Origin of the sequence: Micromonospora luteifusca, from assembly GCF_016907275.1 — a bacterium.
GTDB classification, from domain to species: Bacteria; Actinomycetota; Actinomycetes; order Mycobacteriales; family Micromonosporaceae; genus Micromonospora; species Micromonospora luteifusca.
The window spans coordinates 4201826-4217181 of record NZ_JAFBBP010000001.1 but is presented as its reverse complement, the minus strand read 5'-3'; the positions used below and the strand labels follow the sequence as shown (position 1 = coordinate 4217181).

The window sequence follows — 15356 nt, the reverse complement described above, 5'->3', positions numbered from 1 at the left end:
CGGCCTCAAGCCACGCGCGGTCCCCGCCACGCGCAACCCCCGGCCACGCACGGGCCCCGCCACGCGCGACCCCAGCCACCCGCGATCCAGCCGGCGCGACCTCGGCCAGCCCGGCTGGATCGACGTGTGAGGGCTGGAGACGCCGACGGGCCCCGGCCTGATCGGCCGGGACCCGTTGGTCAGTGCTGCTGTTGGTCAGTTGCCGCCGTTGGGGGCTCCGTGGCAGCGCTTGTACTTGCGGCCCGAGCCACACGGGCACGGCGCGTTGCGGGACGGGCCGTTGCTCGCCTCGGCCTGGTTCGGTGCCGGCCGTCGGGAGGCCACCGACGGGACCGCCGGGCCGCGTAGCCCGGAGGCCGGCCGCTGCGGGGCGGACGGCGCAGTCTGGCCTGGTGCCGCCGGGGCACCCGGGGCCGGTCGGCCCACGCCGAGCGCCGGGGCCTGCTGCCCGGCCTGCTCGACGGCGACCTCGCCGGGGCTGGCTTCACCGTCGATGGTGGGAGCGGAGTATTGCAGGGCCTGCCGCTGCGGAGCGCGGTTGAGGCCCTTGGCCCGGATCTCCACCGGCTTGTCGAGCAGCGTGACCTCGTCCGACCCCGCCTCCGGCTCCGGTTCGGTCACCTGGACGTCGACGTTGTAGAGGAAACCGACGGTCTCCTCCTTGATGCCGTCCATCATCGTGGCGAACATGTCGAAGCCCTCGCGCTGGTATTCCACCACCGGGTCACGCTGGGCGTACGCCCGAAGGTTGATGCCCTCCTGGAGGTAGTCCATCTCGTAGAGGTGCTCGCGCCACTTACGGTCGATGACCTGGAGCAGCACCATCCGCTCGAGTTGGCGCACCCCCTCGGTGCCGAGCTGCTCCTCACGCCGGTCGTACGCGGCGTTCGCGTCGTCCTTGAGGCGGGCGACGAGGAAGTCGGCGTCCATGCCGGCCCGCGAGCCGCCGGCATCCTCCTCCAACTCCTCGATCGTCACGCCGACCGGGTAGAGCTGCTTGAGGTTGGACCAGAGCTGATCGAGGTCCCAGTCCTCGCCGTAACCCTCGGAGGTGGCGCCCCGCACGTACGCCTCGACGGTGTCGTCGATCATGTTGCGCACCTGGTCGGAGAGGTCCTCGCCGTTGAGCACCCGGAGCCGCTCGGCGTAGACGACCTGGCGCTGCTTGTTGAGCACCTCGTCGTACTTGAGCACGTTCTTGCGGATCTCGGCGTTCTGGCCCTCGATCTGGGCCTGGGCGCTCTTGATCTGCCGGGTGACCATCTTCGACTCGATGGGCACGTCTTCCGGGATGTTGAAGCGCTCCATCACCGCTTCGACCGCCCCGGCCCGGAAGCGCCGCATCAGCTCGTCCTGCAGGGACAGGTAGAACCGGGACTCACCCGGGTCACCCTGCCGGCCGGCGCGACCGCGCAGCTGGTTGTCGATGCGCCGGGACTCGTGCCGCTCGGTGCCCAGCACGTAGAGGCCACCGGCGGCCGCGACCTCGTCGGCCTCGGCGTCGCAGGCCTGCTTCCACGTGGGAAGGGCCTCCTCCATCGCCTTGGCGTACTCCTCCTCGTTTTCCAGCGGGTCGAGGCCGCGCTGGCGCAGGTCGTTCGCGGCGAGGAACTCGGCGTTGCCACCGAGCAGGATGTCGGTGCCTCGGCCGGCCATGTTGGTGGCCACCGTGACGGCGCCCTTACGCCCCGCCTGGGCGACGATTTCGGCCTCCCGCGCGTGGAACTTGGCGTTCAGCACGTTGTGCGGGATGCCACGCCGGCGAAGCAACTGGGAGAGGATCTCGGAGTTTTCCACCGAGACGGTGCCGACCAGCACCGGCTGGCCCATCTGGTGCCGCTCGGCGATGTCCTCGATGACGGCGTTGAACTTGGCCTTCTCCGTCTTGTAGATGACGTCCGGCCGGTCCTCGCGGACCATCGGGCGGTGGGTCGGAATCGTCACGACGCCGACCTTGTAGACCTTGTTGAACTCGCTCGCCTCGGTCTGCGCCGTACCGGTCATGCCGGACAGCTTCTCGTAGAGGCGGAAGTAGTTCTGGAGGGTGATGGTGGCAAGAGTCTGGTTCTCCTGCTTGATCTCCACCCCCTCCTTGGCCTCGATCGCCTGGTGCATGCCCTCGTTGTAGCGGCGGCCGTGCAGGATGCGACCGGTGAACTCGTCGACGATCAGGACCTCACCGTCGCTGACGATGTAGTCCTTGTCGCGCTTGTAGAGCTCCTTGGCCTTGATGGCGTTGTTGAGGTAGCCGACCAGCGGCGTGTTGACCGACTCGTACAGGTTGTCGATGCCGAGTCGGTCCTCGACCTTGGCGACACCCCGCTCGGTCACCGCGATGGTGCGCTTGGAGTGGTCGACCTCGTAATCGCCCTCACCGTCGGTGCCGGGCTGGAGCCGGGCCACCACGCCGGCGAACTCGCCGTACCAGCGGGCCGAGTGCTCGGCCGGGCCGGAGATGATCAGCGGGGTGCGGGCCTCGTCGATCAGGATGGAGTCGACCTCGTCGACCACGGCGAAGTTGTGGCCGCGCTGCACCAGCTCGTCTTTCGACCAGGCCATGTTGTCGCGCAGGTAGTCGAAGCCGAACTCGTTGTTGGTGCCGTAGGTGATGTCGCACTCGTAGGCGGCCTTGTGCTCGGTGGCCGGCCGGTTGGGCAGCACCACGCCGACGGTCAGCCCGAGGAACTCGTGCACCCGACCCATCCACGCCGCGTCACGCTGGGCGAGGTAGTCGTTGACCGTGATCACGTGCACGCCCTTGCCGGACAGCGCGTTGAGGTAGACGGCCATGACCGAGGTCAGCGTCTTGCCCTCACCGGTCTTCATCTCGGCGATGTTGCCGAAGTGCAGCGCCGCGCCGCCCATCACCTGGACGTCGTACGGCCGCTGGCCGAGCACCCGGGCGGCCGCCTCGCGGGCCACCGCGAACGCCTCCGGCAGCAGGTCGTCGAGGGTTTCCCCGTCGGCGAGCCGCTCTCGGAACTGCTCGGTCATGCCGGCCAGCTCCTCGTCGGTGAGGTTGACGTAGTCGTCCTCGATCGAGGTGACGGCGGCGGCGATGGCCTTGAGCCGGCGCACCATGCGGCCCTCGCCCGCGTTAAGGACCTTTTCCAGAATCGACACGGATCAACGCTCCCCTAGACAGTCTCGAACCATCGTAGGCGCTCCATCGGCGCGATGGTCACTGGTGGCGGTGGTCGACCCCGCCGAACCCGACATAATTCGCGTCCTGCGCACCCCCTGAACGTTATCCGGTTACGCCGTCGGCGAACGGTGCGGCACGATGCACGGGTGGAGCCCGTGGAGATCATCGAGGACGGCGTGCTGCTGCGGCCCTGGCGTGGCACCGACGCCGACGCCGTGCACCGGGCGTGCCAGGATCCGGACATTCAGCGCTGGACCACCGTGCCGCGCCCATACCGGCCCGAACACGCGCTCGGCTTCGTCACCGAGATGAGCGGGACGGCCTGGGCGGAGGGCACCGGGGCGCCGTTCGCGGTCTGCGACCCCGCGACAGGTGAGCTGCTCGGCTCGTGCGGGTTGGTCTCCATCGAACGGGACGGCACCGGCGAGATCGGTTACTGGACCGCCCCCTGGGCGCGCGGCCGGGGCGTGATGGTCCGGGCCACCCGGGCGGTTGCCCGCTGGTCCTTCGACACCCTCGGGCTGCGTCGGCTGATCTGGCAGGCCGAGGTGGGCAACCACGCCTCCCGGTTGGTCGCCCTCCGGGCCGGTTTCCGGATCGACGGCCGGCTGCGGCTGGCCAACCCGGCGACGCGGTCCGACGCGGACGGCTGGATCGGCTCGCTGCTGCCCGGCGAGGTGCCCGCCCCCGGGGCGACCGGGCCGGCCGGTCCCGGCACCCTCGCCGCCCGGCGTGCCGCGGTCTTCGGCCGCCCACAGCCCACCCTGTTCGCCACCGCCGGGGCCGGTGAGCTGCGGGTACGGCCGATGGAGGAGCAGGATCTGGACGCCGTGGTGCAGACCTGCCGGGACCCGGAGACCATCCGCTGGACGACAGTGCCGGACCCGTACGAGCAGGCCGACGCACAGGGGTTCCAGGTCTACAGCCAGGACGCCTGGGCTCGGGGCGAGGCCGCCTGCTTCGTGGTCGCCGACCCGGACGACAGGTACGCGGGCACGATCGACCTGCGGCTCTCCCCCGCCGACGCCCTGCTGGCCGACGTCGGCTTCATGACCGCCCCGGCAGCCCGTGGCCGGGGGTACATGCCGGCCGCGCTTGTCGCGCTCAGCACCTGGGGCTGCGCCACGCTGGGCCTGGCCCGGATCGAATGGAAGGCGAACGTGGGCAACACCGCCTCCCGCCGGGTGGCGGAGAAGGCGGGCTTCACGTTCGAGGGGACCGCCCGGGGCGGGGTGCAGCACCGGGGCGAACGGGTCGACGCGTGGGTGGCCGCGCTGCTCGCGAAGGACCTGGGATGACCCCGGACGAGATCGTCGAGGCTCACGGGGTCCGGTTACGCCCGTTCCGGCCCGAGGATGTCGCCGACATCGTCGACGGCTGCGCGGACCCACTCGCGCAGCGGTTCATCTCGGGTCTGCCATCCCCGTACACCGAGGTTGACGCCTGCTGGTGGATCGACACCGCCGCCCCGGCGGTCTGGACCGGCGGCGGCGCGGCGTACGCCGTCGCGGACCCGACCACCGACCGGCTGCTTGGCACGGTGGGGCTGAGCAACCCGGTACCCGACCGGCGTCAGGCCGAGATCGGCTACTGGGTGCGGCCGGCGGCGCGGGGACGCGGGGTCGCCGCCGGGGCGACCCGCGCGCTCAGCGAGCACGCGTTCGCCGCCGGGACCGTCCGGCTGGAGTTGCTCACCCACGCGGAGAACACCCCCAGCCAGCGGGTCGCGCTGGCCGCCGGCTTCCGACACGAAGGGGCACGCCGGTCCGCCGGAGCGCACCGCGACGGGGGCCGGCACGACCTGCTGTCCTGGGTACGCCTCGCCGAGGATCCGCCCGGCCCGGTCGCGCGACTGCTGCCCGACCTGCCCGACGGGGTGCTCACCGATCAGGTGGTGGCCCTGCGTCGGCTCGCGCCGGACGACGCGGATGTGATGTACCGGCTGCACAGCCGGCCCGAGGTGGTGGCGAACCAGGCGCCGCCGGTGCCGCCGGCGCGGGAGGCGATCGAGCGGCGCTGCCGGCTCGCGGAGAGCGCCTGGCTGACCGGCCAGATCGCCCGGCTGTTGATCATCGACGTGGCCACCGGTGAGGTGGCGGGCAGTTGCGGGTTGTCGTACACGGAGGTGAGCAGCGGCGAGGGCTCGATCGGCTACGCGCTGCTTCCGGACTGGCGGGGTCGGGGGTACGCCACCCGCGCGGTCCGGCTGCTCGCTGGCTGGGCGTTTGGGCCGGCTGGTATGGCCCGGCTGACCGCCGGCACCGTGCCGGAGAACACCGCCTCGCATCGGGTGTTGGAGCGGGTCGGCTTCCAGCGTGAGGCCCTGCAGCGCGGCCGTCTGCCGGGGTTGGCCGGCGCCCGCCTCGACGACCTGACCTTCGCGCTGCTGCCGGACGAACTGCGCTGACGGATCATGGAGTTGTGGCGGGTTCGTCCCCACCACAACTCCATGATCGACGCGGGTCGGCTACCGGTCAGGTGGCGAGGGAGATGATGCCGTAGTCGTACGCGTGGCGGCGGTAGACGACACTCGGGCGGCCGGATTCCTTGTCCTGGAACAGGTAGAAGTCGTGGCCGACCAGTTCCATCTCGAACAGCGCGTCGTCGACCGTCATCGGCTCCGCCGGGTGCACCTTCTCCCGGGCGATGTGCCACGGTTGCTGGTCGTCGTACTCCTCTTCGACCCGTTCCGCCACGGCGGTGCCGGCCCGGGCACCGTCAACCGACGCGCTCAGCGGGGCGGCGACCAGGTCCGCGACCGGCAGGCCCGCGGTCGCCTCGGCGACGGAGATCGGCGCGTGCCGACCCCGGTGTACGCGGCGGCGGTCGGCCGCCCGGCGCAGGCGGGTGTCGAGCTTCGCGATGGCCGCGTCGAGCGCGCTGTAGAAGTCGTTTGTGCAGGCCTCGGCCCGCATCACCGGGCCCCGGGAAACGCAGGTGATCTCCACCCGCTGGCAGTGGTCGGCCTGGCGCGGATTGCGCTCGTGAAACAGTTCTACATCGACACGAATAAGTTTGTGATCGTAACGTTCGATCTTTGCGAGTTTCTCAGCTACGTGCACCCGGTAATGGTCGGGCACTTCGACGTTTCGACCCTTGACCACGATGTCCACGTGACCTCCCTTGTTCGGACGGTCTTCGATCCGGCAACCCGGTCGCGCGCCGTGGGGAGACCCGCTGGCGTCGACCGGTTGGTACGGCTACGCCTCCTCTCACCGCCAGGGGCGGGTGGAACGACCTCCTACCCCCGACAACGAAACGCTAACGCCTGTTTGGCTGGCAGTCACCCCATGTTGCCGAGACCGCCCAGGATTTTTCGCAGCTCGTACACCAATGGGTGAAACGGAAACACGGTCGGTTACGAAAGGTGTCTTTTCTCGGTCGCCGCGAGCACTGCGGCGACACCCGGTGCCCAGCCGGTCGCGGTCAGCACCCGGGTCGCGGCCGCCAGGGTGACGCCTGTGGTGACGATGTCGTCGAGCAGCACCACGACCGGCATCGCGCCTGCGGCACGACCCCGAATCGGCGCTGCGGAGCGCGGCCGGAAAGCGGCCTCGGCCGCCGCCGCCCGCCCGGCGCTGTCCAGGGTGACCGAGTCGGGGCGGGGCAGCGCACGCAGCGGACGGTGCACTCGCACCGCCCAGCCGCCCCGGTTGAGCCGGGCGGCGCAGTGCCGAGCCAGCCGGTCCAGGTGGTCCCCGTAACGAGACCGGGCCGCCGCCGCGGTGTCCGGGACCGGCACCAGCGCCAGGGGGCGAGCCACGCCGACCGCCGCCGCGACGACCTCGGCGAGCAGGGCGCCGAGCGGGCGGGCCAGACCGTGCCGGCCGTGTTCCTTGTACACCAGTAGCGCCTCCCGCAACGGCCCGGCGTACGGGCCGAGCGCGACGCAGGGCGGCAGGCCCGGCGGGGCGGGCGTGGGGCGGACCGACCGTGGGCGCAGCGCGCCGAGCGCTTCGGCGCAGGCGGGGCAGACCCCGTGCCGCAGCCCGGGCCGGCGCTCCCGACAACCCGCGCAGTCGGCGGGCAGTACCAGGTCGGCGAGGTCCGCCCAGAGCCCGGTCACCACGTCAGTAGAGGAAGAACGGCGCCGACGGGTTGCTCGGGCGGACGCCCGCCGGGACCGGTGCGATGCCCCGGACGCTGTCGGGCTCGATCCGTTCGAACGGGCTGCTGCGGTAGGCCACCCCGTTCGCCTCGTACATGTAGGCCCCGCTGGGCACCCGCACTTTGCGGTTCGTGGGGTACGCCGTCAGGTGGTTGACCTTGGCACCGAGGTCGGTCCTCAGCGGTGTCTCCAGGGCGCCGTCGACGCTGATCTCGTAGATCGCCGGCTGACCGGCCGACCCCGCCACCACCAGTTGATCCTCCCTGCCCCAGTCGACCGCCGTGAGGCTGGTCAACGAGGTGGCCAGCTGCCTGGGCGGGCCGATGGAGACGCCGCCGCCATCCGAGTTGACCGCCGCGACGTAGAGCCGGCCGCCAGCGATCAGCGCGACCCGCTGGCCGTCCAGCGCGGCGGCCACCGCGGTGACGTCGGCGGGCAGGTTCAGTGGCACCGGGAACATCTTGGCCGCCTCATCGAACCGGTAGAGCTGCCCGTCGGCCACGACCAGACCGCGGCCGGGGCGTAAGTCGACCGCACGCAGCCAGACCGGCCGGCTCATTGAGGAGTACTCGGTGGTGCTGCGACTGATGACGGAGACCGGTGCGGTACCCGTGCCCACCGCGAGTCGGTGCCGACCACTGCTGCTGCCGGTGACCACCATCGCGGCGAGGACCCGCTGCTCGCGGGCCAGCGCCAGGTCGGCGGAGACGATGTTGCGGTTGGCCTCGGGTGCCAGCGGCACCGCGCCGCTGAGTTCGGTGCCGAAGTCGAGCGGGTGGATGGCGCCCTCGTACACGCCGAAGCGCTGCGGGCTCACGGCGTTCGGGTAGAGCTCGTCGGAGCCTCGTCGCTCGTTCAGGTCCTGCACGGGCAGCGCGTTGTTGCGGATCTTCAACTCCAGCTCGCCCGGCAGATCGCCCAGCGACCAGGCGATCTGCGTGATCAGCTGGTCGATCCCGTACTTGTCGTCATCGGACATGTCCAGGTTGACTTCCCACCGGCCGTCCCCGCCGGTCGCGTTATTGATCAGCTCGGTGCGGTCGGGCAGCCCGACGACCCCCGGACGCAACCAGTCGGAGGGGCCGCCGACCAGCCACTTCACCACCTCGTTGACCCGGCGCTCGGTTGGCACCGCCTGCGGCCGGTAGCGCTGGTCGGGCACGAGGCGGGTGCGGTCGGAACTCCAGAAGTAGATCGACTCGGCCTGGTAGTACTGACGAAGGGCGACGTCGCTGAGCAGCAGGACGTTCGGTGGGTCGAGAATGTACAACCCGGCACGCTCATCGTTGGCACCGCCGTTGAGCGCCGCGCTGCGGAGCCCGAACTCGTACTCCGTGTCGGTCGCCACCGGCGGTGCCAGGGTGCCGTTGGCCCGCAGCACACCGATCTGTTGCACTTTGATCTTTACCGTGGTGGTCGAGTCGCTGTTGAGGGTGTAAACCGCCTCCTCGCGCAGCCGGACCACGTTCAGCGCGACCTCGCTGCCCTTCTTCTCCTGCAGGCGGTGCTTGTGCTCCGGGGCGACGAACGCCTTGACCCGCTCGTACGCCCGATCGGGCTCGCCGGCGGCGGCGGACAGGAAGTTGCGGACGAACGCCTCGTTGTCGCTGCCGCTGGCCGGCCGCGTCGGTGGCTCACTGATCCCACCGTTGACCACGCCGGCCCCCGTCGCGGCTCCGCCCTTGCCGTCCACCCGCACGTCGGACGCCGCCGGGATGCCGCAGCCGGCGCCCAGCAGCACCAACACGCCGAGTGCCCCGAGCCGGGTCGACCGTCTCACGAACCCACCTCCGCCCGATGCCCATCCCCGGCCGGAGCCGGGTCGATCGCCAGTGCACCGCCGCTGCCGGGCCCGATGGCCAGCGGACCACCATCCCGGGGGCCGCCGAACGGCAGCGCGGCGTCGGCCGGCACCAACCGCAGCGGCGAGGTGGTCAATCGGTCACCGGCACGGGCCGGCAGCGTCAGCCGGAACTGTGCGCCCTGCCCGGGAGCACCCCACGCCTCCAGCCAGCCGCCGTGCAGCCGGGCGTCTTCCAGGCTGATCGACAGCCCCAGCCCGGTGCCCCCGGTCTGCCGGGCCCGGGACGGGTCCGCCCGCCAGAAGCGGTTGAACACCAACTTCTCCTCGCCCACCTTGAGCCCCACACCGCGGTCGCGGACGGTGATCGCCACGGCGGTCTCGTCAACGCCGAGGGTGATCAGCACCGGACGGGCCTCGCCATGTTCGACGGCGTTGCCGACCAGGTTGCGCAGCACCCGCTCGACCCGGCGCGGGTCGACCTCCGCGATCACCGGCGTGCCCGGCAGGTCGAGCTCGATGGGCACGCCCACCCGCTCGGCCAGGCCAGCCAGCCGGTCGACCACCCGATGCACCACCGGCACCAGGTCGGTCGGCTCGGAGTCCAGCATGGCGAAGCCCGCGTCGAACCGGCTGATCTCCAACAGGTCGGTGAGCAGCTCCTCGAACCGGTCCAACTCGGCCTGGAGCAGCTCGGCGCTGCGGGCCACCGCCGGGTCGAACTCGTCGCGCTCAGCGAAGATCAGGTCAGCGGCCATCCGGACCGTGGTCAGCGGGGTGCGCAGCTCGTGTGAGACGTCGGAGGTGAAGCGGCGCTGCAGTCGGGACATCTCCTCCAGGCGCAGGATCTGCCGTTGCAGGTTGGTGGCCATCTGGTTGAACGACGCGGCGAGCAGGGCCAGGTCGTCCTCGCCGTTGACCACCATCCGCTGGTCGAGCAGGCCGGCGGAGAGTCGCTGGGCGGTCCGCGCGGCGACCCGGACCGGGTTGACCACCAGCCGGGTGACCAGCGCCGCGAGCAGCCCGAGCAGGATCACCAGGGCGACCCCGGTGGCCACCACGGTGGCTCGGGCGTCGCCGGCAGTGACGTCCTGCCGGGTCAACGGCACCAGGTAGTAGAGCTCGATCTGGCCGAATTGGGTGGGCACCGGCGAGCCGTACACCAGGTATTTGGTGGAGTCACCGGTGAGCCGGCCGGTGCGGATCTGGCTGGCCACCTTGCCGTCGGCGATCGCGGCCCGCAACTCCGGGCTGATCAGCGGCTGGACGTTGGCGGAGGGTGCGGTGCGCGTCTGGATGTCGTGGGCATAGCCGTCGGCCGTGATCGCCACCACCACCCCGCTGGTCTGCTGGGGGTCGCCGCCGGCCAGGTAGTTGACCGTGCCGTCGATGGTTTCCTGGAGCTGCGCCTCCTGCGGCTGGCCATAGAGGGAGACCTGCTTGGCCGTGTAGCTGGCACCGCTGATCACCCGCTGCCGGACGTCGCTGCGGGCGCTGTCGAGCAGGATGGTGGTGATCTTGTCAGCGATCAGGAACGCGAAACCGCCGACCAGCAGGCTGGACGCGACCAGCGTGATGGTCACGACCCGAACCTGCAGGGAGCGGCGCCAGGTCTGGTGCATCCGGGCCACCACCCGGGCGACCCGGCCGCTCACCGCACGCCAGACCTCCCCGCCGGCGCTGGGCCGGCGGGCAGCCGTGCTCGGGGAGTGTGGGGGCGGCGAGGTCGACACAGTGCGACCAGGCTATCCGGTCCCCGCCTTGTAACCCACGCCCCGCACGGTGAGGATGATTTCTGGTCGCTCCGGGTCCGGCTCGATCTTGGCTCGCAACCGCTGGACGTGCACGTTGACCAGACGGGTGTCGGCCGCGTGCCGGTAGCCCCAGACCTGCTCCAGCAGCACCTCGCGGGTGAAGACCTGACGCGGCTTACGGGCGAGCGCGACCAGCAGGTCGAACTCCAGCGGAGTCAGTTTCACCTCCTCGTCGTTGCGGCTCACGGTGTGCGCGGGCACGTCGATGGTGATCTGGTTGTCCGGCGGCCCGATGGTCAGCATCTCGGGGGCCACGTCCTCGCCCCGGCGCAGTCGGGCCCGCATCCGGGCGACCAGCTCCTTGGGCTTGAACGGCTTGACCACGTAGTCGTCGGCGCCGGACTCCAGGCCGAGCACGACGTCCACGGTGTCGCTCTTGGCGGTCAGCATGACGATCGGCACGCCGGACTCCGCCCGGATCGACCGGGCGACGTCGATACCGCTCATACCGGGCAGCATCAGGTCGAGCAGCACGATATCGGGGCGGCTGTCGCGAAAGGCGGCCAAGGCCCGCTCGCCGTCCGCCACGAACGAGGGCTGGAAGCCTTCGCTGCGCAGCACGATGCCGAGCATCTCGGCGAGCGCGGGGTCGTCGTCGACCACCAGTACGCGGGCTCTCATGGGATTAATATTGCATCCTCATTCAGTTTGGTGGGACCGGCGTCTGCCGGAAACGGTAGCTGCCACATGATCCCCCTTCGGCGCCGCCCGGCGCCACCGCAGGCTGGGCCGATCCCGCTGTCGCCATCCGGACGCAGATCAGCCGAAGAGTGCTCGGCCCCAGTGGTCCCCGCCGTCGGGTACCCCGGGTGGGCAGGCGAACACGCCGCTGGAGACATGCCGCAGATACTCGTTCATCACGTCGTGTCGAGCCAACTGGGTCTGGATCGGCACGAACTGGCGGCGCGGATCGCGCTGGTAGGCGATGAAGAAAAGGCCCGCGTCGAGCCGTCCGAGGCCGTCCGAGCCATCCACGAAGTTGTAACCCCGACGCAACAACTGGGCGCCGCCGTTGCGACTCGGGTGGGCCAGCGTCACGTGGGCGTGCTCGGCGATCAGCGGCTTGCCGTCCGCGCCGCGCGCCGCGAAGTCCGGCTCGTCGAACTCGTTGGTCCGACCAAGCGGGGCACCGCTGCCCTTGGTCCGGCCGACGATCTCCTCCTGCTCGGCCAGCGACGTCCTGTCCCAGGTCTCCACGAGCATCCGGATCTTGCGGGTGACCAGGTACGAGCCGCCCGTCATCCAATCGGGCCCATCTCCTGGCTGCACCCACAACTGGTCACGCAGCAGCGCGGTGTCCTCGGCCTTGAGGTTGGCCGTACCGTCCTTGAACCCGAAGAGGTTGCGCGCGGTGGCCTGGTCGCGGGAGGTCGACGAGGTGCGGCCGAAGCCGAGCTGCGACCAGCGGACGCTCACCACGCCCATGCCGAGCCGGGCCAGGTTACGGATCGCGTGGACCGCGACCTGCGGATCGTTGGCACACGCCTGCACACAGAGGTCGCCGCCGGAGAGCTGCGGCTGCAGGGCGTCGCCGGGGAACTTCGGCAGCTCGGCGAGGGCGGCGGGTCGCCGGTCGGCGATGCCGAAGCGGTCCCTGCCGTCGGCGTCGCGGAACAACGTCGGGCCGAAGCCGATCGTCAGGGTGAGCTGCGACGGAGGCAGGCCGAGCGCCTCGCCGGTGTCGTCCGGTGGGGCCTCCGGCATCCCGCCGACCGCGCCGAGCAGCCCGGCGTCCCGCCCCGCGGTCATCCGGGCGGCGGCGGCCGTCCACTCCTCGAGCAGCCCGACCAGCCGGGACCGGTCCTTGGTGATCACGTCGAAGGCGACGAAGTGCAGGCGGTCCTGCGCCGGGGTGACGATGCCGGCCTGGTGTTCACCGTGGAACGGCACCGCCCCGGACGGGTGGTCACTCGCCGCGGCCGGGCCACGGGAGCCGTTCACCAACGCGCCCGCACCGGCCGCCACTCCGGCGACCCCGGCCACCCCGGCGCCGGCGAGCGTGATCGCCCGCCGGCGGGTCAACCTGCTCCCGCTCATCGAATCGACTCTCCCTGCAATCGGGTCACTTCGCGACGGCCGCGGCGACCTTGCTGATCGGCTCGGCAAGCGCGTTGATGCCGTCGGAGAGCTCCCTGAGCTCGGTCTTGTTCAACGCGGTGTGCAGCTTCCACCCGTCACCGTCGCGGTGCTTGCCGAGCAGCGCCTCGACGTTGGCGAACTCGGTGTCCAACTGCTTGACCAGCTCCGGAGCGCGCTGCTCCAATGCCGGACGGAGAGCGGACACGGCGGCCTTGGAACCTTCGAGGTTGGCGGCGAAGTCCCACAGGTCGGTGTGCGAGTAGCGGTCCTCCTCACCAGTGATCTTGCCGCTGGCCACCTCGTCGAGGAGTTCCTTGGCACCGTTGGCGAGCTGGAGCGGGGAGAGCTTCTCGGCGTTGGCCTTGGCCACGATCTCCTTGACGTCCACCAGCAGGCGGTCGGCGATCGGGCCGTCCTTGCTGATGTCGCCGGACTGCCAGAGGTCCTTCTCGATCCGGTGGAAACCAGTGAACTCCATCCCCTCCTCGATGACCTCTTCGCGGCCGTCGATCTTGGGGTCGAGGTCGCCGAAGATCTCGGCCACCGGCTCGATCCGCTCCCAGTAGGTGCGGGCGACCGGGTAGAGCGCCTTGGACTTCGCCACGTCACCGGCCTTGACCGCGGCGACGAACTCCTCGGTCTTGTCCAGCAGCGCGGCGGTCTGGCTCTTGACGTAGCGCTGGTAGTTCTCGGTGGCACCACCCAGCGCGGCATCGGCGGTGAGCGGCTGCGCCGACCCGCTGACCTTGAGCGCACCCCGGATGCCCTTGCCGCTCATCCCGGGCTTGCAGGCCGTCTGGTACGTGCCGGCCGGCAACTCCACGTGCAGCTCACGGCTCAGCCCGGGGGCGATGTTCTCCACCTCACCCATCACGCGGTCGCCGTCGGCGTACACGTAGAACTCGGTCACCTTCGCACCCGAGTTGGTGATCTTGAAGGTGGCGGTACCGGCGCCCAGGTCGGTGGTGCCGACCTCACAGGCGGTGTCCGTCGCCTTGACCGCGATCGGGCCGCCGGCCGCGGCCGGGTCGCCCTTGTCGGAGTCGGAGCAGGCGGTCACACCGGCCGTCGCCAGCACACCGACGGCGGCCAGCGCGAAGAATCGGGTGGTACGCATCTGAGCTGTCTCTCCTCGTGGGGTCAGGCACGCTGCGGCGTGGACGCCGCCTCGGCCTCGGCCTCGGTGCCGGTGTCGGCCCCGCGCTCGGTGACGGTGGTGGTGGTCTCGGTGGCTGCTGGCGCGGGTGCCGACTTACGCCGGGCCGGTCGCAGGAACAGCAGGAGGACCGGCACGGCGTACACGACCCAGGCGATCGTTTCCAGCACGCTGGGCGCGGGCGTCACGTTGAACATGCCGGCGAGCAGGGCGGCGTACCAGGTGCTCGGGTCGAGCGTGCTGGTGATGTCGAAGGCCAGGTCGTTCAGGCCGGGCAGGACACCCGCCTCCTGGAAGTCGTGGACGCCGTACTTGAGGATGCCGGCGGCGACCAGGATCAGCAGCGCGCCGGTCCAGGTGAAGAACTTGCTGAGGTTGATCCGCAGGGCGCTGGCGTAGAGCAGCACGCCGAGCACCACCGCCGTGACGATGCCGCCGATCAACGCGAGCAGCGGCCCGCTGTCGCCGGCCGCACCCTGGGCGGCCGAGTAGAAGATCAGCGTGGTCTCCAGGCCCTCGCGGATCACCGCGAGGAAGGCCATGCCAGCGACCGCGAGCGACCCGACGGCCAGCGCCTCCGTGAGCTTGCCCCGCAACTCACCGGCGATGCTCCGGGCAGCCCGGCGCATCCAGAAGATCATCCAGGTGACGAAGACCACGGCGGCGACGGAGGTGATCGCCTCGAACAACTCCCGGTCCTCGTAGCGGGACAGGAGTGAGGTCGACGTGTACTCGATCAGCCAGCCGAAGAGCACCGAGAGTGCCACGGCCAGGCCGACGCCGGCCCAGACCTGCGGCAGCCGGTCCCGGCGCTGCGACTTGACCAGGAAGGCGACCAGGATGCTGACCACCAGGGTGGCTTCCAGGCCTTCCCGCAGACCGATCAGGTAGGTGGCGAACATCCGGGCTCCACGTTCGTTAGGTACGCCTCAGCTAACTTAGGGCAGGCATACCTTGCTCCCTGCTCAGGGGCCCCGTCAAGTCGTTCACGACAAGCTCACTCGCCTGCGCAGCGGTCTCCCCGGTTCGCGGCAAACCGCCACACTCGGCTGTGGAAGGATCGCCGCCGTGAAGGGATTCCTGCCGTGGCTCGCGGTGCTGGCCGTGGTGCTGCTGCTCAGCATGCTGCGTCAGCGGGCGCTGGCCACCGCCGTGTCGCTCGGCTGGCTGGCCTGGTGCATCTGGACGTGGCTCCGCCCCACCCGCCGCAGCCCACGGTCCCGCTGAGGCAACCAACGACGAAGCCTGCCGAG

General features: G+C 70.7%; 12 protein-coding genes. 3 read left to right on the top strand and 9 right to left on the bottom strand.

Features of this window, described 5'->3' with window-relative positions; translation table 11 throughout:
• Positions 1–195: 195 nt before the first annotated feature.
• Entirely contained in the window at positions 196–3123 is a 2928-nt protein-coding gene (gene secA, locus JOD64_RS19210) for a preprotein translocase subunit SecA (protein WP_204943480.1), read from the bottom strand.
• A 168-nt stretch (positions 3124–3291) separates the two neighbouring features.
• Here secA and JOD64_RS19205 point away from each other — a divergent pair, with 168 nt between their 5' ends.
• Together JOD64_RS19205 and JOD64_RS19200 are read left to right on the top strand one after the other, a co-directional pair.
• On the top strand, positions 3292–4443 hold the full coding sequence (locus JOD64_RS19205) for a GNAT family N-acetyltransferase (RefSeq protein ID WP_204943479.1): 1152 nt from the start codon (positions 3292–3294) through the stop codon (positions 4441–4443).
• Positions 4440–5552: a GNAT family N-acetyltransferase gene (locus tag JOD64_RS19200; protein WP_204943478.1), complete on the top strand. Its 1113-nt coding sequence runs from the start codon at positions 4440–4442 to the stop codon at positions 5550–5552. Before JOD64_RS19205 ends, JOD64_RS19200 begins: the two co-directional genes overlap by 4 nt.
• Before the next feature lie 67 nt (positions 5553–5619).
• Here JOD64_RS19200 and hpf read toward each other — a convergent pair whose 3' ends face one another.
• The 8 genes from hpf to efeU form a co-directional block, all read right to left on the bottom strand.
• The gene (gene hpf, locus JOD64_RS19195; RefSeq protein ID WP_204943477.1) at positions 5620–6258 is read right to left on the bottom strand and encodes a ribosome hibernation-promoting factor, HPF/YfiA family; all 639 of its coding nucleotides are present in this window, start codon (positions 6256–6258) and stop codon (positions 5620–5622) included.
• Positions 6259–6503: 245 nt separating this feature from the next.
• A complete protein-coding gene (locus JOD64_RS19190) occupies positions 6504–7214 on the bottom strand; it encodes a ComF family protein (protein ID WP_372434162.1) in 711 nt (236 codons plus the stop codon).
• Between the two features lies 1 nt (position 7215).
• Entirely contained in the window at positions 7216–9033 is a 1818-nt protein-coding gene (locus tag JOD64_RS19185; RefSeq protein ID WP_307813497.1) for an LpqB family beta-propeller domain-containing protein, read from the bottom strand.
• Positions 9030–10676: an MtrAB system histidine kinase MtrB gene (gene mtrB, locus JOD64_RS19180; RefSeq protein ID WP_239561372.1), complete on the bottom strand. Its 1647-nt coding sequence runs from the start codon at positions 10674–10676 to the stop codon at positions 9030–9032. Before mtrB ends, JOD64_RS19185 begins: the two co-directional genes overlap by 4 nt.
• Before the next feature lie 123 nt (positions 10677–10799).
• A complete protein-coding gene (mtrA, locus tag JOD64_RS19175; RefSeq protein WP_110564421.1) occupies positions 10800–11489 on the bottom strand; it encodes an MtrAB system response regulator MtrA in 690 nt (229 codons plus the stop codon).
• 138 nt (positions 11490–11627) lie between these two features.
• Positions 11628–12905, bottom strand: a complete 1278-nt coding sequence (gene efeB / locus JOD64_RS19170) for an iron uptake transporter deferrochelatase/peroxidase subunit (RefSeq protein WP_204943474.1) — start codon at positions 12903–12905, stop codon at positions 11628–11630.
• Positions 12906–12930: 25 nt separating this feature from the next.
• Positions 12931–14064, bottom strand: a complete 1134-nt coding sequence (gene efeO, locus JOD64_RS19165; protein ID WP_204943473.1) for an iron uptake system protein EfeO — start codon at positions 14062–14064, stop codon at positions 12931–12933.
• A gap of 23 nt (positions 14065–14087) precedes the next feature.
• On the bottom strand, positions 14088–15005 hold the full coding sequence (gene efeU / locus JOD64_RS19160; RefSeq protein WP_239559582.1) for an iron uptake transporter permease EfeU: 918 nt from the start codon (positions 15003–15005) through the stop codon (positions 14088–14090).
• A 166-nt stretch (positions 15006–15171) separates the two neighbouring features.
• Here efeU and JOD64_RS19155 point away from each other — a divergent pair, with 166 nt between their 5' ends.
• Complete coding sequence (locus tag JOD64_RS19155; protein WP_204943472.1) at positions 15172–15330, top strand: hypothetical protein; 159 nt, start codon at positions 15172–15174, stop codon at positions 15328–15330.
• Positions 15331–15356 lie beyond the last annotated feature (26 nt).

What these genes read in the sequence shown, in the direction of transcription:
- JOD64_RS19200 (WP_204943478.1), top strand. Translation starts at nt 4,440, where the DNA reads ATGACCCCGGACGAGATCGTCGAGGCTCACGGGGTCCGGTTACGCCCG.
- mtrB (WP_239561372.1), bottom strand. Translation starts at nt 10,676, where the DNA reads ATGCACCAGACCTGGCGCCGCTCCCTGCAGGTTCGGGTCGTGACCATC.
- mtrA (WP_110564421.1), bottom strand. Translation starts at nt 11,489, where the DNA reads ATGAGAGCCCGCGTACTGGTGGTCGACGACGACCCCGCGCTCGCCGAG.
- efeB (WP_204943474.1), bottom strand. Translation starts at nt 12,905, where the DNA reads ATGAGCGGGAGCAGGTTGACCCGCCGGCGGGCGATCACGCTCGCCGGC.
- efeO (WP_204943473.1), bottom strand. Translation starts at nt 14,064, where the DNA reads ATGCGTACCACCCGATTCTTCGCGCTGGCCGCCGTCGGTGTGCTGGCG.
- efeU (WP_239559582.1), bottom strand. Translation starts at nt 15,005, where the DNA reads ATGTTCGCCACCTACCTGATCGGTCTGCGGGAAGGCCTGGAAGCCACC.